The organism is Roseateles koreensis (assembly GCF_028595305.1).
GTDB lineage: Bacteria > Pseudomonadota > Gammaproteobacteria > Burkholderiales > Burkholderiaceae_C > Paucibacter_A > Paucibacter_A koreensis.
In genome coordinates this window covers 166,598-186,652 of record NZ_JAQQXS010000005.1, presented here as the reverse complement: position 1 = coordinate 186,652, position 20,055 = coordinate 166,598, and the positions used below count along the sequence as shown (strand labels likewise).

22 protein-coding genes are annotated in these 20,055 nt (G+C 61.0%); 5 read left to right on the top strand and 17 right to left on the bottom strand.

What is annotated here, in order from left to right:
* Positions 1-83: 83 nt before the first annotated feature.
* On the bottom strand, positions 84-1,175 hold the full coding sequence (gene hemE, locus PRZ01_RS07180; protein ID WP_273596088.1) for a uroporphyrinogen decarboxylase: 1,092 nt from the start codon (positions 1,173-1,175) through the stop codon (positions 84-86).
* 166 nt (positions 1,176-1,341) lie between these two features.
* On the opposite strand from hemE, the gene PRZ01_RS07175 reads away from it, so the two are divergent.
* From PRZ01_RS07175 to PRZ01_RS07165, 3 genes are read left to right on the top strand one after another with little or no spacing between them, the layout of a single operon-like run.
* Positions 1,342-1,983 (top strand): LemA family protein, encoded by a 642-nt coding sequence (locus PRZ01_RS07175; RefSeq protein WP_273596087.1) that lies wholly within the window; start codon positions 1,342-1,344, stop codon positions 1,981-1,983.
* 15 nt (positions 1,984-1,998) lie between these two features.
* Entirely contained in the window at positions 1,999-2,946 is a 948-nt protein-coding gene (locus PRZ01_RS07170; RefSeq protein ID WP_409993817.1) for a TPM domain-containing protein, read from the top strand.
* A 2-nt stretch (positions 2,947-2,948) separates the two neighbouring features.
* Entirely contained in the window at positions 2,949-3,449 is a 501-nt protein-coding gene (locus PRZ01_RS07165) for a TPM domain-containing protein (protein ID WP_273596086.1), read from the top strand.
* A gap of 18 nt (positions 3,450-3,467) precedes the next feature.
* Here PRZ01_RS07165 and ppk2 read toward each other — a convergent pair whose 3' ends face one another.
* The 16 genes from ppk2 to PRZ01_RS07085 form a co-directional block, all read right to left on the bottom strand.
* Entirely contained in the window at positions 3,468-4,322 is an 855-nt protein-coding gene (gene ppk2 / locus PRZ01_RS07160; RefSeq protein WP_273596085.1) for a polyphosphate kinase 2, read from the bottom strand.
* 45 nt (positions 4,323-4,367) lie between these two features.
* Positions 4,368-5,225 carry a D-hexose-6-phosphate mutarotase gene (locus PRZ01_RS07155; protein WP_273596084.1) on the bottom strand — a complete coding sequence of 286 codons (858 nt, stop codon included), beginning with the start codon at positions 5,223-5,225 and terminating at the stop codon, positions 4,368-4,370.
* Between the two features lie 186 nt (positions 5,226-5,411).
* On the bottom strand, positions 5,412-5,825 hold the full coding sequence (locus PRZ01_RS07150) for a F0F1 ATP synthase subunit epsilon (RefSeq protein ID WP_273596083.1): 414 nt from the start codon (positions 5,823-5,825) through the stop codon (positions 5,412-5,414).
* Between the two features lie 137 nt (positions 5,826-5,962).
* Entirely contained in the window at positions 5,963-7,381 is a 1,419-nt protein-coding gene (gene atpD / locus PRZ01_RS07145; protein ID WP_273596082.1) for a F0F1 ATP synthase subunit beta, read from the bottom strand.
* 57 nt (positions 7,382-7,438) lie between these two features.
* Positions 7,439-8,311 (bottom strand): F0F1 ATP synthase subunit gamma, encoded by an 873-nt coding sequence (gene atpG, locus PRZ01_RS07140; protein ID WP_273596081.1) that lies wholly within the window; start codon positions 8,309-8,311, stop codon positions 7,439-7,441.
* Positions 8,312-8,366: 55 nt separating this feature from the next.
* Positions 8,367-9,920 carry a F0F1 ATP synthase subunit alpha gene (gene atpA, locus PRZ01_RS07135; RefSeq protein ID WP_273596080.1) on the bottom strand — a complete coding sequence of 518 codons (1,554 nt, stop codon included), beginning with the start codon at positions 9,918-9,920 and terminating at the stop codon, positions 8,367-8,369.
* Positions 9,921-10,018: 98 nt separating this feature from the next.
* Positions 10,019-10,552, bottom strand: coding sequence for a F0F1 ATP synthase subunit delta (locus PRZ01_RS07130; RefSeq protein ID WP_273596079.1), 534 nt, complete (start codon positions 10,550-10,552; stop codon positions 10,019-10,021).
* Between the two features lie 2 nt (positions 10,553-10,554).
* A complete protein-coding gene (locus PRZ01_RS07125; RefSeq protein WP_273596078.1) occupies positions 10,555-11,025 on the bottom strand; it encodes a F0F1 ATP synthase subunit B in 471 nt (156 codons plus the stop codon).
* Between the two features lie 35 nt (positions 11,026-11,060).
* Positions 11,061-11,306, bottom strand: a complete 246-nt coding sequence (gene atpE, locus PRZ01_RS07120) for a F0F1 ATP synthase subunit C (RefSeq protein ID WP_058721792.1) — start codon at positions 11,304-11,306, stop codon at positions 11,061-11,063.
* An 82-nt stretch (positions 11,307-11,388) separates the two neighbouring features.
* A complete protein-coding gene (gene atpB / locus PRZ01_RS07115) occupies positions 11,389-12,288 on the bottom strand; it encodes a F0F1 ATP synthase subunit A (protein WP_273596077.1) in 900 nt (299 codons plus the stop codon).
* A 2-nt stretch (positions 12,289-12,290) separates the two neighbouring features.
* A complete protein-coding gene (locus PRZ01_RS07110; RefSeq protein WP_273596076.1) occupies positions 12,291-12,839 on the bottom strand; it encodes an ATP synthase subunit I in 549 nt (182 codons plus the stop codon).
* 168 nt (positions 12,840-13,007) lie between these two features.
* The gene (locus tag PRZ01_RS07105; protein WP_273596075.1) at positions 13,008-13,925 is read right to left on the bottom strand and encodes an SMP-30/gluconolactonase/LRE family protein; all 918 of its coding nucleotides are present in this window, start codon (positions 13,923-13,925) and stop codon (positions 13,008-13,010) included.
* A gap of 174 nt (positions 13,926-14,099) precedes the next feature.
* Positions 14,100-14,726 (bottom strand): glutathione S-transferase family protein, encoded by a 627-nt coding sequence (locus tag PRZ01_RS07100; protein WP_273596074.1) that lies wholly within the window; start codon positions 14,724-14,726, stop codon positions 14,100-14,102.
* Positions 14,727-14,757: 31 nt separating this feature from the next.
* Positions 14,758-15,609, bottom strand: a complete 852-nt coding sequence (locus PRZ01_RS07095) for a PhzF family phenazine biosynthesis protein (RefSeq protein WP_273596183.1) — start codon at positions 15,607-15,609, stop codon at positions 14,758-14,760.
* A gap of 2 nt (positions 15,610-15,611) precedes the next feature.
* Entirely contained in the window at positions 15,612-16,781 is a 1,170-nt protein-coding gene (locus PRZ01_RS07090; RefSeq protein ID WP_273596073.1) for an aminotransferase-like domain-containing protein, read from the bottom strand.
* A 139-nt stretch (positions 16,782-16,920) separates the two neighbouring features.
* Positions 16,921-17,562: a LysE family translocator gene (locus PRZ01_RS07085; RefSeq protein ID WP_273596072.1), complete on the bottom strand. Its 642-nt coding sequence runs from the start codon at positions 17,560-17,562 to the stop codon at positions 16,921-16,923.
* Positions 17,563-17,691: 129 nt separating this feature from the next.
* Here PRZ01_RS07085 and PRZ01_RS07080 point away from each other — a divergent pair, with 129 nt between their 5' ends.
* Positions 17,692-19,125 (top strand): aminotransferase-like domain-containing protein, encoded by a 1,434-nt coding sequence (locus tag PRZ01_RS07080; RefSeq protein WP_273596071.1) that lies wholly within the window; start codon positions 17,692-17,694, stop codon positions 19,123-19,125.
* A gap of 104 nt (positions 19,126-19,229) precedes the next feature.
* On the top strand, positions 19,230-20,018 hold the full coding sequence (locus PRZ01_RS07075; RefSeq protein ID WP_273596070.1) for a hypothetical protein: 789 nt from the start codon (positions 19,230-19,232) through the stop codon (positions 20,016-20,018).
* The last annotated feature ends 37 nt before the right edge of the window (positions 20,019-20,055 follow it).

Here is a 20,055-nt window from a genome sequence, read left to right as displayed (position 1 = left end):
ATAAGTTGAAACCTGAGTGCTTACTTCACGAATGGCCGCACCAAGAAAAGGCGCGGGGCCCCGCACAGCCCCAGCGCTAAGCGTCAAACCGGCTGGCGCAAATGACGTGAATAGCGGTGCACCTCATCCACCAAAGCCGTCACATGCTCAGGCGGCGTGAATTGGCTGATGCCGTGCCCCAAATTGAACACATGCCCGTCCCAACCGCCATCGGCGCGGTGCGGATTGCCAAAGCTGTCCAGCACGGCCCGCACCTGCTGGCGCACCGCATCGGGCGGCGCAAACAGCACGTTCGGGTCCAGGTTGCCTTGCAGCGCAACCCGGTCACCCACCCGCGCACGTGCACGCCCGAGGTTGGCCGTCCAGTCCAGGCCAACCACATCGGCGCCGGCATCGGCAATCTCGTCCAGCCACAACGCACCGCCCCTGGTGAACAGCAGACGCGGGATGCGTTGCCCTTCGTGCTCCGTCTTCACTCGCGCCAGCACCTGGCGTGAGTACGCGAGGCTGAATTGCTGGAACATGCCATCGGCCAACACGCCGCCCCAGGAGTCGAACAGCATCACCGCTTGGGCGCCGGCTTCGATCTGTGCGTTCAAGTACTGGGCCACGGCCTCGGCGTTGATGGCCAGGATGCGATGCATCAAATCGGGGCGGGCGTACATCAAGCTCTTGACCTGACGATAATCGTCTGAGCCACCACCTTCAACCATATAGCAGGCCAGGGTCCAGGGGCTGCCCGAAAAACCGATCAGCGGCACCCGACCATTCAAGGCCTTGCGGATCGAGGACACGGCGTCGAACACGTAGCGCAGCTTGTCCATGTCCGGCACCGCCAGGGCGGCTACGGCCGCTTCATCGCGCACTTGCTTGGCGAACTTGGGGCCTTCACCCTGCGCAAAACTTAAGCCCAGGCCCATGGCATCGGGGACGGTGAGGATGTCGCTGAACAAAATCGCAGCGTCCAGGTCATAACGTTCCAGCGGCTGGAGCGTGACCTCGGTGGCATAGTCGCGGTTCGTCGCCAATCCCATGAAACTACCCGCCTTGGCCCGCGTCTCGCGGTATTCTGGCAAATAGCGCCCCGCCTGGCGCATCAGCCAGACAGGGGTGTACTCGGTGGGCTGGCGCAGGCAGGCCCGCAAGAAGGTGTCGTTTTGCAAAGGAGCATTCATGGCCGGGCATTATCCTTTGCTGTGAACCTTGCCATTCGATTTAACGCAAATGGGCAGCGATACTGAGCGCAGCTTGTGCCGCTGTTGCAAAGCGCAACAGCGGCTTCATCTGCAGTTTTGCTTCTATCGCAAAGACCTTCCCCGGTCACTTTTTGGAGGACTTCACATGACCCAACTGATCCGACGCGGCGCCCTGTCCGCAGTTGCCGTGGCCGCCACGCTCAGCCTGTCGGGCTGCGGCTACAACCAGTTTCAACAACTGGACGAACAAGTCAACGCCAGTTGGTCCGAAGTGCTGAGCCAGTACCAGCGCCGCGCCGACCTGATTCCGAACATCGTCAACACCGTCAAGGGCGAAGCTAACTTCGAGCAAGAAACGCTCACCAAGGTGATTGAAGCCCGAGCCAAGGCCACCAGCATCCAGGTCACGCCCGAATTGGCCAAAGACCCCGAGGCCCTGAAGAAATTCCAGGCCGCGCAAGGCGAGGTCAGCAGCGCCCTCTCCCGCCTACTGGTTGTGAGTGAAAACTACCCTAACTTGAAGGCCAACCAGGGTTTTCAGGATCTGCGCGTGCAGCTGGAAGGCACGGAAAACCGCATCACCGTGGCGCGCAATCGCTACATCAAGACCGTGGCCGACTACAACGTGCTAACCCGCAGCTTCCCCAGCAACCTTACCGCCAAGGTGATGGGTTATACCGTCAAGCCGAATTTCACGGTAGAAAACGTGGCGGCCATCAGCACGGCGCCCGCGGTGAGCTTTGACGCCAAGCCCGCCGTGCCGGCTGTGCCTGCAGCGTCCAAGTAAACCCGTCGGCCGGCCATGATGATCCGCTGTCGCCGAGCCCGCCAGTTGCTGCTGCCTGGGCTTTCGCTGCCCCACCTCTCGCAGCTTTTCTCGCTGCTATGCCTGATGCTCTGGGCGGTGGCGGTGCACGCGCAAGACTTGGTGGCAATTCCGCCGCTGAGCGGCCGGGTGATCGACCAAACCGCTACCTTGCAAGCTCCGCAACAAGCCGCGCTGGAAGCCAAGCTGGCGGCGTTTGAGCAAAGTGCAGGCTCGCAGTTGGTCATCTTGCTCGTGCCCACCAGCCAGCCCGAAGACATCGCCGCCTTTGCTCAACGGGTGGGAGACAGTTGGAAGATCGGAAGGCGCGGCGTGGGCGACGGCATGCTGATTGTCGTGGCCAAAAACGACCGCAAGGTGCGCATCGAAGTGGCGAAAGCCCTGGAAGGCGCCGTGCCCGACCTGGCCGCTAGCCAGATCATCCAACGTGTCATCACGCCCGCCTTTCGGCAAGGCGACTACGCCGGCGGGCTGGATCAGGCAGTGGATCAACTCAGCGCCCGCATCCGCGGTGAAAACCTGCCCTTGCCCGCCGCCGACGCTCCGGGCAAACATCAAAACCAGGGCTTCGATTTTGAGCAGTTGGGGGTTTTATTCCTGATAGGTGTGCCGGTCTTGGGCGGCGTGCTGACCGGTGTCTTCGGGCGCAAGCTCGGCAGCTTGCTGACGGGCGGTGCTGCGGGTGCCATCGGCTGGTTTGTCGCCGGCAGCCTGATCGTGGCTGGCTTGGCCGGGTTGGTGGCCCTGGTACTGGTTGGCGTGATCGGGGTGGGATCAGGCACGGGTCGGCGCGGCGGCCCGCCCATTTTCCCGGGTGGTGGGTTTGGGGGCGGCGGAGGCGGCGGCTTCGGAGGTGGCGGAGGTGGCTTTTCCTCCGGTGGCGGTGGTGATTTTGGAGGCGGTGGCGCTTCAGGGGGCTGGTAAGAATGCTGAAACGACTGCTCAAACACCGCTGGACAGATCACGGCGATGTCAAAAAATGCCTGCCAGATAAGGCCCTCCGCACGCTCGAGGGCCTGGTTCGGCAGAGCGAAGCACGCCACGCAGGCCAAATCTGCGTTTGCGTGGAGGCTGGCCTGCCGCTGTCTTACCTCTGGAAGAAGCTAACGCCGCGCCAACGCGCTGTGACCCTGTTCGGCAAATTGCGCGTCTGGGACACCGAGGCCAACAATGGCGTGCTGATCTATCTGCTGCTTGCCGACCAAGCGATTGAAATCGTGGCAGACCGTGGGCTCAATGCCAAAGTCAGCGCGGCGGAGTGGCAGGCCCTGATTCAGCAACTGCGCCAGCATCTGGCGGGTCGCAACTTCGAGCCTGGGCTCATCGAAGCGATCGCCGGCGTCGACCGCCTGCTCACCCTGCATTTCCCCCTGTCGCCGGGTGTCAGTAAACCCAACGAGTTATCGGATCGGGTTGTTCTCCTCTGAGCGTCAGAAGCCGAGCCCTCACACCACGTTTCGCAAAGGCTTGAGCTTGCCGGTGAACACCTCGGTCAGCGGCGCTTGGCCCAGTGCCGGGAACCGGATCCGGTCGGGCGGCAGCGCCACATCGGGCAGATGGTCCAGAAGATGGCGGATCAAGGTCAGGCGGCCGCGCCGCTGATCATTGAAATCTACCAACGTCCACGGGGCATGGCGGGTATGCGTGGCCTGCAGCATTACCTCGCGCGCATCGCCGTACGCCTTGTAGCGCGAGCGAGCCTCCATGTCGACGGGAGACAGCTTCCAGCGTTTAAGCGGATCGGCCAAGCGCTCGGCAAATCGCTCCTCCTGCTGGGCCTGGTCCACGGTCAGCCAGTACTTGAACAACAAGACACCGTCATCCACCAGCAGCTTTTCAAACACCGGCGTCTGGTGCAGAAAAGCCTGCGTCTGCTCGGGCGTACAAAAACCCATCACCGTCTCAACGCCCGCCCGGTTGTACCAGCTGCGGTCAAACAAGGCGATTTCACCCGCCGACGGCAAGTGCTCCACATAGCGCTGAAAGTACCACTCGCCCTGCTCTCGCTCACTGGGCTTGCCCAAGGCAACCGTGTGGCATTGGCGTGGATTCAAAGTCTCGGCAATGGCCGAAATCATCCCGCCCTTACCCGCGGTGTCCCGCCCCTCCATCAACACCACCAAGCGCTTGCCGGTCTTTTGCAACCAGCGGGCCATAATGTTGAGTTCCAGGTGCAAGGGAGCAAGGTGCTCCAGATATTCGCTTTTGCTGAGCTTCTTCGACGGCGCGGGTCCAGACAGTGGCACTGTCTTCTTTTTAGTGCGGTCAGACTTTGCCGTGATTTTCGTTTGGCTCTTCATGAACGCTCCTGATGCGGCGGGACAACTAAAACCGCGTTGACAATATCAGAGAAGAGTCAGGTCTTGACGGCCCACCCAAACATCGCCAGCTTCGAGTCGAATGGGGTGCGCCACCGTTGCGGCTTCGATGCAAAGCATCTGTTTATAGCCGTCCGCCGGCATGTCCGCCAACTGCACACATTTGGTGGCACCCGGGTTCCACACCACCGCATCGTCAAAGCCCTGCTGGCGGATCTGCAGACGGCGCTCGGTGCTGATGCCTTGCTCGCGCAGCAGCAGCGGCTCTTTGACTTGGGTGTAGATGCGATCGAGATCCCCCCCCGGCAGCAGCAAATCTACCCGCTGCATTTTCTCGACGTTCTCGACTGAGTCCCAGTAGTGAAGCCCAGACAATCCTTGAACACTGGCTTCGTCCAGATCATTGACGCGGAAGTAACTGTGCAGAGCAGCGGTAAAGTCAAACGCCTGTTCGCTTTTGTTTTCACAAGCCAGTTCAATCTGCAGATCGCGCCCACTCAAGCGCACGCTCAATTCGAGCTCAAAGGCATGGGGCCAGAACATGCGCGTCGCGGCATCGTCCGTCAGCCGCAAGACTGCCAGTGCATCCTCGCTCGTTTGTTCAGCCAGCACCAACTGCCACGGCTTGCTGCGCGCAAAACCATGCTTCTGCAATGGCCCCCTCCCCGCAAACTGAGGAAAGATCACCGGCACGCCGCCCCGCACCGCCTGCCCGGACGCAAAGGCCGACTGCGGGGACAGATAAAACTGCTCCGCACCCCCTGCAGGCACCCAGGAAACAATGTGGCCGCCATGCAGCAGGATGGTGGCGCGGGCACCGTCGGGGGATTCGAGAACGATGGCGTCCATGCCGTGTTGGCGAGAGATAGCGATGGGAGTAGACATTGGGGAAGGCCTCGGCGCGCGTTCATGGCCTGATCAGGCGTGCATGGAACGGTACGGTTAGGTTTAAATCAGATGCAGGGAAGTTAGCAGATGAGCAAAGAAAACGCCCGCGCAACTTTCGTTGGCGGGCGTCGATGTTCTGCTGACGGCCTGTCAAAGCAGGCCTCCTGGCAAAACTTCAGCCAATCACTTCTTGCGGAACTTCTGCAAAGCCGCAATCTGCGCAGCCATGACAACGAATTCGCTTTGAGCGACGGCGAAGTCGATGTCGGACTTGGCGTTCTTCATCGCTTCTTCCGCCAGTTTCTTGGCTTCAGTTGCCTTGGCTTCGTCCAAGTCTTTGCCGCGGATAGCGGTGTCGGCGAGTACGGTCACGGTGCCAGGTTGCACTTCCAGAATACCGCCGGCCACGAAGACGAATTCTTCGCCGCCGTCAGCCTTCTCGATGCGTACAGCGCCCGGTTTGATGCGGGTGATGAAGGGCGTGTGCTGGGGCAAGATGCCCAGCTCGCCGCTTTCGCCCGGCAGTGCAACAAACTTGGCTTCGCCGGAGAAGATTTGCTCTTCGGCGGAAACCACATCCACATGGATAGTTGCCATATCAATCTTCCTTTAGCGTAAAAGTCCAAAAGAAGCTTCAGTAAGCAAGTAGTCGGGTCTGAGGCAAGGCGCCGCGTGCAAAGCGGGCGGGTGTCCGCTTTGCACGGCAACGCCGCATCAGGCCCAAGTACGCCGTCTTACTGGAGCTTCTTGGCCTTCTCGAAGGCCTCGTCGATGGTGCCAACCATGTAGAAAGCCTGCTCAGGCAGGTGGTCGCATTCGCCAGCCACAATCATCTTGAAGCCGCGGATGGTTTCCTTCAGGGGCACGTACTTACCGGGCGAGCCGGTGAACACCTCGGCCACGTGGAAAGGCTGCGACAGGAAACGCTGGATCTTGCGAGCACGGGACACGGCCAGCTTGTCTTCAGGCGACAGCTCGTCCATACCCAAAATCGCGATGATGTCGCGCAGTTCCTTGTAACGCTGCAGCACTTGCTGAACGCCACGGGCAGTCAGGTAGTGCTCTTCGCCAACCACGTTCGGGTCCAGCTGACGCGAAGTCGAGTCCAGCGGGTCCACGGCGGGGTAGATACCCAGCGAAGCGATGTCACGGGACAACACGACGGTGGAGTCCAAGTGAGCGAAGGTCGTGGCAGGCGAGGGGTCGGTCAAGTCATCGGCAGGGACGTAAACGGCCTGGATGGAGGTGATCGAACCGACCTTGGTCGAGGTAATGCGCTCTTGCAGACGGCCCATTTCTTCGGCCAGCGTCGGCTGGTAGCCCACGGCGGAAGGCATACGGCCCAGCAGAGCGGACACTTCGGTACCGGCCAGGGTGTAGCGGTAGATGTTGTCCACGAAGAACAGCACGTCCTTGCCTTCGTCACGGAAGGATTCAGCGATGGTCAGGCCGGTCAGGGCCACGCGCAGACGGTTGCCTGGAGGCTCGTTCATCTGGCCGTAAACCATGGCGACCTTGGACTCTTCGAGTTGCTCGAGGTTCACAACGCCCGAATCGGCCATCTCGTGATAGAAGTCGTTGCCCTCACGGGTACGCTCGCCCACACCCGCAAACACCGACAGACCGCTGTGGGCCTTGGCGATGTTGTTGATGAGTTCCATCATGTTCACGGTCTTGCCCACGCCGGCGCCACCGAACAGACCCACCTTGCCGCCCTTGGCAAACGGGCAGATCAGGTCGATCACCTTGATGCCGGTTTCCAGCAGCTCTTGCGAGGGGCTCAGTTCGTCGTAAGCGGGTGCTTGACGGTGGATGGACGCGACTTGCGTCTGCGCCACAGGACCGCGCTCGTCGATGGGCGCGCCCAGCACGTCCATGATGCGACCCAGGGTGGCCTTGCCGACCGGGACCTGGATGTTTTCGCCAGTGTTGAAGACTTCGGTGCCGCGGCGCAGGCCGTCGGACGAGCCCAGGGCGATGGTACGCACCACGCCGTCGCCCAGCTGTTGCTGGACTTCCAGCGTCAGCGTGGAGCCTTGCATCTTCAGCGCGTCATAGATCTTCGGCATCTGGTTGCGGGGGAACTCCACGTCCACCACCGCGCCAATGCACTGAACGATCTTGCCAACGGCGTTGGTTTGAGTGTTCGACATATCGTTTCCTTCAATCAGTATTCGTTGCGTCTGGTTCAGCGTGCTGTGGGGCTGGGATCAGCCCACAGCGGCCGCGCCGCTGACAATCTCGGACAACTCTTTGGTGATGGCCGCCTGGCGGGTCTTGTTGTAGACCAGCTTGAGCTCACCGATCAAGGTGCCGGCGTTGTCGGTTGCAGCCTTCATCGCCACCATGCGTGCCGATTGCTCGGACGCCATGTTTTCTGCCACGGCCTGGTAGACCTGCGCCTCCGTGTAACGCAGCAGCAGATCGTCGATCACTGTTTGCGCGTCCGGCTCGTAGATGTAGTCCCACGAGTGCGTGCCGCCTGCCGTCTTCATGCCTTCGGTGTTCAACGGCAAGAGCTGCTGAACCACCGGTTCTTGCTTCATCGTGTTGATGAACTTGGTGTAGCACAGATAGACAGCGCTCAGTTGGCCGGCCGCGTAAGCGTCCAGCAGCACCTTGACCGGGCCAATGATCTTTTCGATATGCGGCTGATCACCCATCTGGGTGACGTGAGCCACCACCTTGGCGCCGATGCGGTTCATGAAGCCCAGGCCCTTGTTGCCGATGGCAACGACCTCAGCCTTCTGGCCGGCAGCTTCCAGGTCTTTCAACTTGGTGGTCGCTGCGCGCAACAGATTGGTGTTCAAGCCGCCGCACAAGCCTTTGTCGGTCGTCACAACCACGAAACCAACCGCTTTGGCTCCCTCGTTCTGAACGAGGAAGGCGTGTTGATATTCGGGGTTCGCCTGGGCGAGATTGGCGGCAATGTTGCCAATTTTCTCGCTGTAGGGACGGGCGGAACGCATGCGTTCCTGGGCCTTGCGCATCTTCGAAGCCGCAACCATTTCCATGGCCTTGGTGATCTTCTTGGTGTTCTCGACCGACTTGATCTTGCCGCGAATTTCCTTGCTTGATGCCATGATTTCTCCTGTTCAGATGGGGTGACTCAGTACTTGATCCACCCCGTCATGGGCATTAAGCGAAGGACTTCTTGAAAGAAGTGATGGCGGCGTTCAACTCGGCTTCGGCATCCTTGTCCATGGCCTTGGCGGCTTCCAGCTTGGCCAGCAAAGCGGCGTGGCTGGTTTTCAGGAATTGATGCAGGCCGTGCTCGAATGCCAGAACCTTCTTCACGTCCAGGCTGTCCATGAAGCCCTTGTTCACCGCGTACAGCGTGGCAGCCATCAGGCTGATCGGCTGAGGCGAGTACTGAGCTTGCTTGAGCAACTCGGTCACGCGGGCACCGCGGTCCAGCTGCTTGCGGGTGGACTCATCCAGGTCGCTGGCGAACTGCGCGAAGGCAGCCAATTCACGGTACTGCGCCAAGTCGGTACGGATACCGCCGGACAGGCCCTTGATCAGCTTGGTCTGCGCTGCACCACCGACGCGCGACACCGAAATACCGGCGTTGATGGCGGGGCGGATACCGGCGTTGAACAGGTTGGTTTCCAGGAAGATCTGGCCGTCGGTGATCGAGATCACGTTGGTCGGAACGAAGGCAGAAACGTCACCGGCTTGGGTTTCGATGATAGGCAGTGCGGTCAAAGAACCGGTCTTGCCCTTCACTTCACCCTTGGTGAATGCTTCGACATAGTCGGCGTTCACACGAGCGGCACGCTCCAGCAGACGGCTGTGGAGATAGAACACGTCGCCAGGGTAGGCTTCGCGGCCTGGAGGACGGCGCAGCAGCAGCGAGACTTGACGATAGGCGACGGCTTGCTTGGACAGGTCGTCATACACGATCAATGCGTCTTGGCCGCGGTCGCGGAAGTACTCACCCATCGTGCAGCCCGAGTAGGCCGAAACGTACTGCATGGCGGCGGATTCAGAGGCCGAAGCCGCCACGACGATGGTGTACTCCATCGCGCCATTGGCTTCCAGAGCGCGCACCACGTTCTTGATCGACGAAGCCTTCTGGCCGATCGCAACGTAGATGCAGGTCATGTTCTGACCCTTCTGGCTGATGATGGCGTCGATGGCGACAGCCGTCTTGCCAGTCTGGCGGTCGCCAATGATCAGCTCGCGCTGGCCACGGCCGACGGGCACCATGGAGTCGATGGACTTCAGGCCGGTTTGCACGGGCTCATCCACAGACTTACGGGCGATCACGCCGGGAGCAACCTTTTCGATCACGTCCGTCATCTTGGCGTTGATCGGGCCTTTGCCGTCGATGGGGTGACCCAGGGCGTTGACCACGCGGCCGATCAGCTCGGGGCCAACCGGCACTTCCAAAATGCGGCCCGTGCACTTGACGGTATCGCCTTCGGAGATGTGCTCGTAGGCACCCAGAATCACGGAGCCGACCGAGTCGCGCTCCAGATTCAAGGCCAGGCCGAAGGTCGGTTGACCATCAGCACCAGCGGGGAATTCCAGCATTTCGCCTTGCATCACATCGGACAGGCCGTGGATGCGGCAGATGCCGTCGGACACAGACACAACCGTACCTTGGTTGCGCACGTCGGTCGAAGCGCCAAGACCCTCAATACGGCTCTTGATCAGTTCGGAAATTTCTGCAGGATTCAAATTCATTGCGAGGCTCCCACCTGGCCGGGCTGCTGCGAGCATTTTTGCCACAGCACCCGACGCAGGGATGAACGGTTAGGTGTCGTCGTCGCGTTACGCCGCAATCAAGCGGTGAGCGCCACTTTCATGCGTTCCAGGCGGTGTTTGACCGAGGTGTCCAGCACCTCGTCGCCAACCACCACGCGGATACCGCCAATCAGCGTGGGCTCCAGCGTGACTTGAGGCAAGAGCTTGCGACCGAAACGCTTCTCCAGCGTCGCCACCACGTCGGCCAGCTGTGCCGGCTCGATGGGGTAAGCGCTGAAGATTTGGGCGTCAGCCACGCCCGCTGCCGCATTGGCCAGCGCATGAAACTGCGCCACCACCTCAGGCAGCGCGCCAAGGCGGCCATTGGCGATCACCGTCTGCAGAAAGTTCAGCAGCTCGGGGGTCAGCTCTTGCTTGGCAGCGGCCGTCAAAACGGCCAGCACCTGCTCAGGCGTGGACTTGGGCGAGTCGGCGAATTGGCTCAAGTCAGCGTCTTGCGACACCACCGCCAACACGTCGAGCTTTTGAGCCCAAGCTTGCAGGTCATGCTTTTGGGCGACCTGGTACAGCGCTTCGGCGTACGGACGGGCAATGGTTGCGAGCTCGGCCATGATTACAGTTCCGTCTTCAGACGACCCAGCAACTCGGCGTGCACGCTGGCATTGACCTCACGCTGCAAAATCTGCTCAGCGCCTTTGACGGCCAGTGCAGCCACTTGCTCGCGCAGGACTTCACGGGCACGCACGGACGACGCGTCGGCTTCAGCTTGCGCATCAGCCACGATCTTGGCAGCCTTCTCTTGCGCTTGACCGGCAGCCGCCGCCACGATGGCAGCCGCGCGCTTTTCAGCGTCGGCCAACAGCTTGGTGGTTTCGTTGCGAGTCAGAGCCAATTGCTCGTCGACCTTCTTGTTCGCGTTGGCCAACTCGGACTTTGCCTTGTCAGCTGCGGCCAAACCGTCAGCGATCTTCTGCGCACGCTCATCCAAGGCCTTCATCACTGGAGGCCAGATGTAGCGCATGGTGAACCACACAAGGATCGCAAAAACGATCGCTTGCAGGAACAGGGTTGCGTTGATATTCACAGAGCTATCCTTTCAACTGTGAAAGGGCCCATCAATCAGATGGCGAAAGGCTTGGCGAATGCGAACAGCAGAGCGATAGCCACGCCGATCAGGAAAGCGGCGTCGATCAGACCAGCCAAGATGAACATCTTGGTTTGCAGTTCGTTCATCAGCTCAGGTTGGCGAGCCGAAGATTCCAGGAACTTGCCACCCATCAGCGCGATGCCGATAGAAGCGCCCAGAGCGCCCAGACCAACGATGAGACCGCAAGCCAGCGCGACGAGACCGAGGATGTTTTCCATGATTTGCTCCTGAATGGAATTGAAAGAAAAGAAAAAAAGAAACGAAGGGTAAAACTAGAACCGAATGACAGACAAGTACAGATCAGTGATGATCGTGCGCTTGGCCGGTGTAGATCAGGGTCAACATCATGAAGATGAAGGCCTGAAGCGTGATGATCAGGATGTGGAACAGCGTCCACACCGTGCCCGCCACGAGGTGGCCGAAGCCGAGCCAGAAACCACCTGTCAAGGGGTTCAAGTCCCAGGCCCAGACGCCGCCCATCAGCGCGATCAGCATGAACACCAGTTCACCGGCGAACATATTGCCGAACAGTCGCATGCCGTGAGACACGGTCTTGGCAGCGAATTCAATCAGTTGCATCAAGAAGTTGATCGGGTACAGGAACCACTTGTCACCAAAAGGTGCTGCCAGCAACTCATGCGTCCAACCGCCGATGCCCTTGATCTTGACGCTGTAAAAGAAACACATCAACAAGACGCTGGTCGACAAGCCGAGGGTGGTCGACAAGTCAGCAGTGGGCACCACACGCATGAAGGCATGGTGCGGATCGTGACCGATGGAAGCGTTGTAGTCGCCCCAGAGCTTGGGCAGCAGGTCGACAGGCAGCATGTCCATGAAGTTCATCAGGAAGATCCAGACAAACACGGTCAACGCCAGAGGCGAGATCACCTTGCGGCTGGTGGCGTTGTGAATCACGCCCTTGGCCTGGGTCTCGACCATTTCAACCAGAATTTCAACCGCCGCCTGGAAGCGCCCCGGCACGCCGGACGTGACCGCGCGAGCCGCACGCCACAGCAGGAAACACCCGATCAAGCCAAGAATGGACGAATAGATCAACGAATCCAGATTGAACAGACTGAAGTCGACAATCTTGGCCTGTTTGACCATTTCACCCGAGAAATTCATTTGCATATGCTGCAAATGGTGCTGGATGTACTCACCCGCATTCGGTGCGTGTTGTGCGTGCTCTTCGGCTGCCATCGTCAGATTCCGTCTCGCTTAACTTTGTTCAAGCGACCCTGCCAAAACAGGGTCAACCAATTAACTTTCAAACACCCGACCAAAGCCACCAGCAAGGCTGGCCAACTCAGATCCGGCATCCATACCGCAGTCGCTGCAAGCATTGCAACGGCCGTCATTATCTTGATCAACTCCCAGAACATGAACCCCAGCACCTCAGCGCCAGGGATCCCTCTGGAGAGCCCGGTCATGCCCCAGGCCATCAAGGCATTGGGCAAAACCACGGCAGCCGCACCACTCAGTGCCGACCACCCTTTGCTGCCCTGCCCGGTGAAAACCCACCAGAGCAAAGCCACCGCCACGCCAGTCACAGCCTGAACTGCAACCACCCGCCAAGGCGATATGGACGGGTACTTGATCGCCAAGGTCTGAGCCTCTTGACGCGTCAGGGCCTTGAAATCCGGGTCTTCAACCTCATCACCCCAATCAGACGTTGACCGGTAGGTCTTCTCCTGTTGTTGTGACTGTTGCTGCTGCGTTGATTCCGCAGCCAGCCCAGAAGTCTGGGGCATTTGGCTTACAGCCAAGTTACCCCTGTCGCCCTTGATCTCAGCCATGACTTTTGGAACGCCTGTCGGCAAAACCCATAGATTATATGGGCAAACCCGTGTCTTTTTAGAGCCACATGCCCAAGCCTGGTGCTAAGAGGCCCCGTTACAGGAGGCACCAACCGCTCAGTTTCAGGCGGAGAGCCGGACCTTGCAGGGCGCCAGCCCCGGGATTTCGACCCTGATTTTAAGGACACAACCGGCCCAAGGCTGGGCTGCCAGCTCCTCCGCGGGGCGTTTTTCACGAGCCGTGGTGACATAGAGCGTGCGCAGATCAGGGCCGCCAAAGGTGGGCATGGTCGGGCAGCGCACCGGCAACGCAAGATCTTGCAACACCTGCCCCTCTGGCGAGAGGCGCAGCAGACGCTGCCCCTCGAACATGGCCACCCAATAGCACCCGTCGACATCAACAGCCGCGCCATCGGGACGCCCCCCGTAGTTTGCCAAGGGCTGGCCGGCGGCCCGCGGAGGGAAGCGCGCAAACACCCGGCGCTCGCCCACCGCGCCGGTGGTGACGTCGAAATCCAGCGCATAGATTTCATGCGCTTTGGTGTCTGACCAGTAAAGTTGCTTTTGATCCGGACTCCAGGCCAGGCCGTTGGAGGTCACGATGCCGTCAGCCATGCAAGTCATGGCGCCGTCGGCATAACGGTACAGCCCGGCGTTTGGCAGACGGGCATCATCGATGGTACCGACCCAGAAGCGCCCCTGCGCGTCTGGCTTGCCATCATTGAATCGTTGTTTGGTGCCATCGAAGGGCGCAGCCGCCAATCGCACATGCGCGCCCGTATCTGGATCAAGCCGCCACAGGCCGTTGCGCTGCGCCACCAGCAAGCCGCCGCCTTCGACCCAGGCGATGCAACCCGGTTCACTATCGAGTTGCCAACGCCGCAGGCCACCGCTAGCGGGGTCGAGGCACAAGACCTGTCGCTCAGCGATGTCGACATAAAACAAGCTTTGCGTTGCTACATCCCACAGCGGCGACTCACCCAAGGTGGCGGGAATGACTCCTGCCAATTCGACTTGGAACAATTTCTCATTGGCAGGCATGGCGGGAACTCAAGAGCAAGGCAAACAGAAGATGGCGCAACTCGCCATCCTAAGCTCGTAACCCGTCGTAACCGCAGCAACGCTGTTCGACTTTCAAAGGAAGCTTGCCTGCAGCAGCGTTGCAGCGTTAGCAGCCGATCGTTTCAACGCGCTGGCTTGGCGGCAGCCGGGCCTTCAGGGCGGGCCATTTCGGCCGTGCACCATAAAACCGGCACGCTCACTCAAGCGCGCGTAATAGGCATTCAAAGCCGGCAGCGCGGGGCGCTCCGGCAAAGGCGCCTGCACCCACCGATGGACCGACAATCCCAGCACGACATCCGCCAAGGTGAATTGCGGGCCTGTCACGTAGTCGCCCGTGGTTTCGAGTTGCCGGGCCAAGATGGCCGCATGCCGATGCCAAGCGGCCACACTCGCGGCAAGTTGCACGGGGTCTTGATGCGCCACGCTCTGGCGCACCAGACCCATGAAGGCATAGCGCCAAGCGTTGTTGAATTCACCCGCTTGCCAGTCCATCCACTGCTCCACAAGCGCTCGCGGGCGCGGCTCAACGGGCAGCAAGGGCGTACTACCCTCTCGTGTCGCCAGATAGCGGCAGATGGCGTTGGACTCCCACAGCACGAAATCGCCATCGATCAACACGGGCACCATGGCATTGGGGTTCAGGGCCAGAAACTGCGGCTGTGCCGTGTCAGCAAAGCCCGCCCCCCAGTCTTCGCGCTCAAAGTCCAGCCCCAACTCGGCGCAGGTCCACAACACCTTGCGCACATTGATAGAGGCGGCCTTGCCCAGGATTTTCAACATCACAGCACTCCGAACGACACCTAACGCCGGATCACAACCGCACTTGCCCTTCGATCAGCGGCGTCACGTCGCCACCGATCCAGACTTCACCCGCGTCGTCGCGCTGCACATAGATGCGCCCGGCCCGGCCCAAAGCGGCGCCCTGCGCGGCCACATAACGTGCCGGTGCCAGACCAGCACCCTGCAACCACAAGGCCAAACCCGCATTCAGGCTACCGGTGACGGCGTCTTCCGGCACGCCCAGCCCGGGCACGAAGGCTCGCACCTCGAACTGCTGCGGCGAGCCGGCGGGATACGCTCCCACCACACCCAGCTTGAGCCCCGCCATGGCGATGAAATCCGGGCGAAGGGCCAACACCGCCTCCGCGTTTTTCAGTCTGGCGGCGAGCCATTGCGGACCGTTGTCCACCCACTGCACGTCCAGCACATCGTCAGCGCCGACTTGCAGGGCGCGCAGGACCTGGGCATGCACCTCCGGCTCGACAGGGCCGGAGCGGCGCAGCGGCGGCGCAGCAAACGACAGCCGCTCCTTGTTGCGATCGGCCACGCGGCGCACACGCACCAAGCCGATGCCACACTCCTGCACAACCATGCCCTTGGCCTTGGGAATGCCCCCGTGCATCAACCAGCAATGGGCCGTACCCAGTGTCGGGTGGCCCGCAAAAGGCAGTTCACCGCCGGGGGTGAAGATGCGCACCCGGTAGTCCGCCGCCGGATCGCTGGGCGGAAGGATGAAGGTGGTTTCGCTGAGGTTGGTCCAGCGGGCGAAAGCCGCCATCGCCGCTTCACTCAAGCCTTCACCATCGATCACCACCGCCAGCGGGTTGCCTCGCAATGGCATGGCGGTGAACACGTCCACCTGCGCAAAGCGTCGGGCTTGCAAACTCATGGTGCGTGCTCGGCTGAGAGTTGCAGCGCTTCACGCAACACCCGCCCGAGAATGGCCACGCCCTCACCGATTCGAGTCGGCGTGAGCGTCACGAACGACAGACGTAGCGTGCGTGGGTCCGGCGCATGGGCATAAAAGGCCGCCCCGGGCACGAAGGCGATGCCCGCGTCCACCGCCTTGGGCAGCAGGGCCATTGCGTCCAGACCTTCCGGCAAACGGACCCAGAAGAACATGCCGCCCTTGGGCGTTTGCCATTCACAGCCCGGCGGCAAATGCTGTTGGAGCGCCTGGGCCATGGCATCGCGATTGGCTTTGTAGAGCGCGCGGATTTTCGGCACGTGCTGATCCAGAAAGCCGTTGCGGATTACCTCATACACCACCCGCTGATTGAAGCCCGGCGTGTGCAGGTCGGCGGCCTGCTTAGCCTGCAGGAGTTTGGGATACAAGGCCGGCGGCGCAATCATGTAGCCCAAGCGGAATCCCGGCGTCAGCACCTTGGAGAAACTGCCCAGGTAGATCGACCCTTCGGGCCATAGCGAACTCAACGACGGCAAGGGCGCCTCGTCAAACCACAAATCGCCGTAGGGGTTATCTTCCACCACCGGTACACCGGCGGAGCGTGCGGCCGCCATGGCCTCCTCACGCCGCGCCGCACTCATGACACGGCCGGTGGGGTTTTGATAATTGGGCAACAAATAGGCAAAGCGCGTGCCGGGCGCGTCATGCGGCAGACGGGCCAAAGCCGCTGGCGACACGCCCTGCTCATCGCTGTCCAGGCTGGCAAAAATCGGCTCGTAGGGGGTGAAGGCCTGCAGCGCGCCCAGATAGGTCGGGGTTTCAACCGCCACCGGGGCGCCGGCATCACACAGGATTTTGCCGACCAAGTCCAAGCCCTGCTGAGAGCCGCTGGTGATCAGCACCTGATCGGGCGAAACCTTCATCCCGAGCGTCTTGGCGCGCTCTGCCACCCATTCACGCAATGGCCCGAATCCTTCGCTGGCGGCGTACTGCAAAGCCTCGCTCGGGGTGTGGGTCAGCACATGCTCACAGGCCGCCTTCAATTCGCTGACAGGAAACGTGTCGCTCGAAGGCAAACCACCGGCCATGGACAAAATGCCGGGTTGCTCGGTGACCTTGAGAATCTCGCGGATGATGGACGGATTCATGCGCGCAGCACGGCGCGCCAAATGGAAAGCTGAAGGTGGCGTGGACAACATCTGATTCGTCTCCGATTCTCTGCAACAAGGCATATTCAAGAACTTGATTGTGAGGTGATTTTGCAATCACGCTCACCAAACCGTGGGGTCAAGCGTTCAACATCGGCCAGATGCTGGCCAACAACAACAGCGCCATTACTGCATTGAAGCGGCGCCGGCGTGAGTCCTGCGCCAGCCAGCCACTTAACTTGGCGCCGCCAAAGGCCCACAGGCTGACGCAAGGCAAATTCACCGCCGCACACAAAGCCCCCAGCACGAGCACCGCCCACACGCCGCCGTGCGGGCCGATGAAACCCGCCACCGCGCCCAGCGCCATCATCCAGGCCTTGGGATTGACCCACTGAAATGCTGCCGCACCCCAAAAACTCATGGGACGCGACGCCACCTGCGGGAGTGTCCCAGTGACCGGCACCGTGGCTGAAACAGGAATAGCAGGGACGGCCGACGACTCAGCATGCCAAAGTTTCCAGGCCAACCACACCATATAGCCCACACCGAGCGCCTTGAGCCCCTGATGCAGCTGCGGCCATTGCGCCAGCAAAGCCCCGGCCCCCAGGCCTGCCGCTACCAGAAGCACAAAAAAACCCACGCTGATGCCCAAAATATGCGGCACCGTGGCGCGAAGCCCGTGATTCACCCCAGAGGCCAGCAGCATCATATTGTTGGGCCCGGGTGTGATCGAGGTGACTGTGGCGAAGCTGGAAACCGCCAAAACCGTTTGCACATCCATGTCCGAATCCTTGCGTGAATCGCTGCCGCCGCCGAACCGGCAAATTGGGCAGATTGCCGGCCCAGTCTATCGACATCACTGATACAGAACCAATACACTCAACAACACAAACTCAACGTCTGTATTGGTATGCCCACCAACACAAGCACCCCCGCGCTCTCCCGTGAAGCGAGCACCCCACTGGCGAAACAGCTGGCGGCCCGTTATGCAGAACGCATTCAGCAAAGACTGCTTCTGCCCGGCCAACGCCTACCCTCAGTACGCGAGTGCGCGCGCCATCACAACGTCAGCCCCTACACGGTGGTGGCCGCCTACGACCAGTTGCTGGCCCAGGGCTTGCTGGAGGCCCGCAAGCAGCGGGGCTTCTTCGTGCGTGAATCGATGCCCACCCCCGCCCGTACGCCAATCAACGCCGCGCCGGTACGTCACACACCGGTGGATGCCAGCGCCCTGATCCGCGGCATGTTCCAGGCCGATGCCAAGCGCGCACCCGGCCTGGGCACCCTGCCCGCCGAGTGGCTGGACCTGCCCATGATCCACACCGCCATGCGCAAGGTGCTGAGCGAAGGAGACGCCAGCGCCCAACTGGCCCTGCACTATGGTGAACCAGCCGGCGACGCACGCCTGCGCGTCGCCCTGGCCCAACGCCTGAGCGACATCGGGCTCAATGCCGCGCCCGAGCAGATCGTCACCACGGTTGGCGCCACGCATGCCCTGGACTTGTTGACCCGCAGCCTGCTCCAACCCGGTGATGCCGTCTTGGTGGACGACCCGGGCTGGGCGATTGAATTTGCCCGCCTGAGCCAGGCCGGCATGCGTTTGCTGCCCGTGCCGCGCGGCGCGGACGGGCCCGACTTGGCGGTGATGGCGCAACTAGTGGCACAGCACGCGCCCAAGCTCTATGTGACGGTCTCGGTCCTGCACAACCCCACCGGCAACAGTCTGTCCCTGGCCAATGCCTACCAATTGCTGCGCATGGCTGAGCAGGGCAATTTTTTGATCGTTGAAGACGACACCTACGCCTTTCTTGCCCCCACCCACATGCCTCGGCTGTCAGCCTTGGACGGCCTGCGCCGCACCGTCTATGTGTCGGGCTTTTCGAAGATTTTGACGCCCGCTTGGCGGGTCGGTTATGTCGCAGCCAACTCCGAGCGGATCGCCCGGTTGACCGAACTCAAACTGATCAGCACCCTCACCACCAGCCCCGTGCCGGAGCGTGCTGTGGCGCACTGCCTTGAAAAAGGCCTGCTGCGCCGGCATGCCGAGCGGGTGATGAGCCACCTCGACGCAGCGCGGCAGCGCAGTTTGCGGCTGGCCGTCAGCGCGGGCTGCCAAGCCGTGACGCCCGCGGCCGGCCTGTTCGGCTGGATCGACACCGGCATGGACACCGAACGGCTGGCCCAGCGCATGATGGACCAAAACTGGTTGATCGCGCCAGGCGCCTTGTTCAGCCCAACGCGGCGTGCCAGCACCTTGATGCGCATCAATTTTGCAACCTCGCAAGACGCGCAGTTCTGGAAGCTCCTGGCGCAATTTCGTCGAGATAAAAGCGGGCGGCATTGACGGCGGAAAGGTGGTTACAGCAACAGGTACAAAGCACCTGAAAATACCCCTAACTTGACGGGTTGGCGATACGCCACGAGGTTCATTGAATCGAGAAAATAGGCATGAGCAAACCCCAACACGGACTGATTCCAATGCAACTGATTCGCCAGAAAAAATTTGCCAGCACCGGCCGGCGTGCGGCCTACACCGCCTGTATCGCCGGTGCCGCGCTAGCACTCAGCGCCTGCGGAGGTGGTTCGTCCAACAGCGACACGCCAAGCGCTAAGGCCTTTGCACTCTCTGCAGCGGCCAAGCAGGCGCGTGGCGGCAATCTCCAAAAGACATCAAACATCGTCGGCACTGCCACATACAACGGGCAATCGCTCGGCTTCACCGGCACCGCCACAATGACAGTGGCGTCTGCCACAGTGAGCACCACCTTCAATGGCCAAGCGGCCCTGCAAGGCTCGGCGACGCTTGCGGGGTCATTGACGATCAACGGCACCGTCACGCCACTCTCAAACTTGAGCAACTATTACCAAGACGCCAGCACCGGCAAACCACTGGGTTCATCCGCCAGCGGCAGCTACTGCGTGGTGACCAGCTACACGCCACCTGCAGACACCGCAACGGTGGGTGCCACGGGGCAGATCCTGAGCGAGTCCTGCTACACCGATGCCAGCATGGCCACCGCCACAGGCAACAGCGTGGAGACCTATGTCGTGTCGGCAGGCTCCAGCGCTGATACAGCGCTTGTGTCCATCATCGACACAGAATTCAATGCACTGAAGCAGCAGATCGGAACCACCCAACTCGACTTCACGGTGGACTCGGCAGGCAACATCTCGCTGCTGGACGTCAAGGTCAACCAGACCGTGGACGGGATCGCCGTCAATTTCACGATGAAGTGAGCGGCAAAGAAGATCGCCCCCAATGAGCACGCAAGTT

Coding starts and splice junctions, on each gene's coding strand:
- PRZ01_RS07165 (WP_273596086.1), top strand. CDS start 2,949: ATGCTGAAACGACTGCTCAAACACCGCTGGACAGATCACGGCGATGTC.
- PRZ01_RS07080 (WP_273596071.1), top strand. CDS start 17,692: ATGCCCACCAACACAAGCACCCCCGCGCTCTCCCGTGAAGCGAGCACC.
- PRZ01_RS07085 (WP_273596072.1), bottom strand. CDS start 17,562: ATGGATGTGCAAACGGTTTTGGCGGTTTCCAGCTTCGCCACAGTCACC.
- atpG (WP_273596081.1), bottom strand. CDS start 8,311: ATGGCATCAAGCAAGGAAATTCGCGGCAAGATCAAGTCGGTCGAGAAC.
- atpE (WP_058721792.1), bottom strand. CDS start 11,306: ATGGAAAACATCCTCGGTCTCGTCGCGCTGGCTTGCGGTCTCATCGTT.
- atpB (WP_273596077.1), bottom strand. CDS start 12,288: ATGGCAGCCGAAGAGCACGCACAACACGCACCGAATGCGGGTGAGTAC.
- PRZ01_RS07100 (WP_273596074.1), bottom strand. CDS start 14,726: ATGTTGAAAATCCTGGGCAAGGCCGCCTCTATCAATGTGCGCAAGGTG.
- PRZ01_RS07130 (WP_273596079.1), bottom strand. CDS start 10,552: ATGGCCGAGCTCGCAACCATTGCCCGTCCGTACGCCGAAGCGCTGTAC.
- PRZ01_RS07175 (WP_273596087.1), top strand. CDS start 1,342: ATGACCCAACTGATCCGACGCGGCGCCCTGTCCGCAGTTGCCGTGGCC.
- PRZ01_RS07150 (WP_273596083.1), bottom strand. CDS start 5,825: ATGGCAACTATCCATGTGGATGTGGTTTCCGCCGAAGAGCAAATCTTC.
- hemE (WP_273596088.1), bottom strand. CDS start 1,175: ATGAATGCTCCTTTGCAAAACGACACCTTCTTGCGGGCCTGCCTGCGC.
- PRZ01_RS07170 (WP_409993817.1), top strand. CDS start 1,999: ATGATGATCCGCTGTCGCCGAGCCCGCCAGTTGCTGCTGCCTGGGCTT.
- atpD (WP_273596082.1), bottom strand. CDS start 7,381: ATGTCGAACACTCAAACCAACGCCGTTGGCAAGATCGTTCAGTGCATT.
- atpA (WP_273596080.1), bottom strand. CDS start 9,920: ATGAATTTGAATCCTGCAGAAATTTCCGAACTGATCAAGAGCCGTATT.
- PRZ01_RS07110 (WP_273596076.1), bottom strand. CDS start 12,839: ATGCCCCAGACTTCTGGGCTGGCTGCGGAATCAACGCAGCAGCAACAG.
- PRZ01_RS07075 (WP_273596070.1), top strand. CDS start 19,230: ATGAGCAAACCCCAACACGGACTGATTCCAATGCAACTGATTCGCCAG.
- ppk2 (WP_273596085.1), bottom strand. CDS start 4,322: ATGAAGAGCCAAACGAAAATCACGGCAAAGTCTGACCGCACTAAAAAG.
- PRZ01_RS07090 (WP_273596073.1), bottom strand. CDS start 16,781: ATGAATCCGTCCATCATCCGCGAGATTCTCAAGGTCACCGAGCAACCC.
- PRZ01_RS07105 (WP_273596075.1), bottom strand. CDS start 13,925: ATGCCTGCCAATGAGAAATTGTTCCAAGTCGAATTGGCAGGAGTCATT.
- PRZ01_RS07155 (WP_273596084.1), bottom strand. CDS start 5,225: ATGTCTACTCCCATCGCTATCTCTCGCCAACACGGCATGGACGCCATC.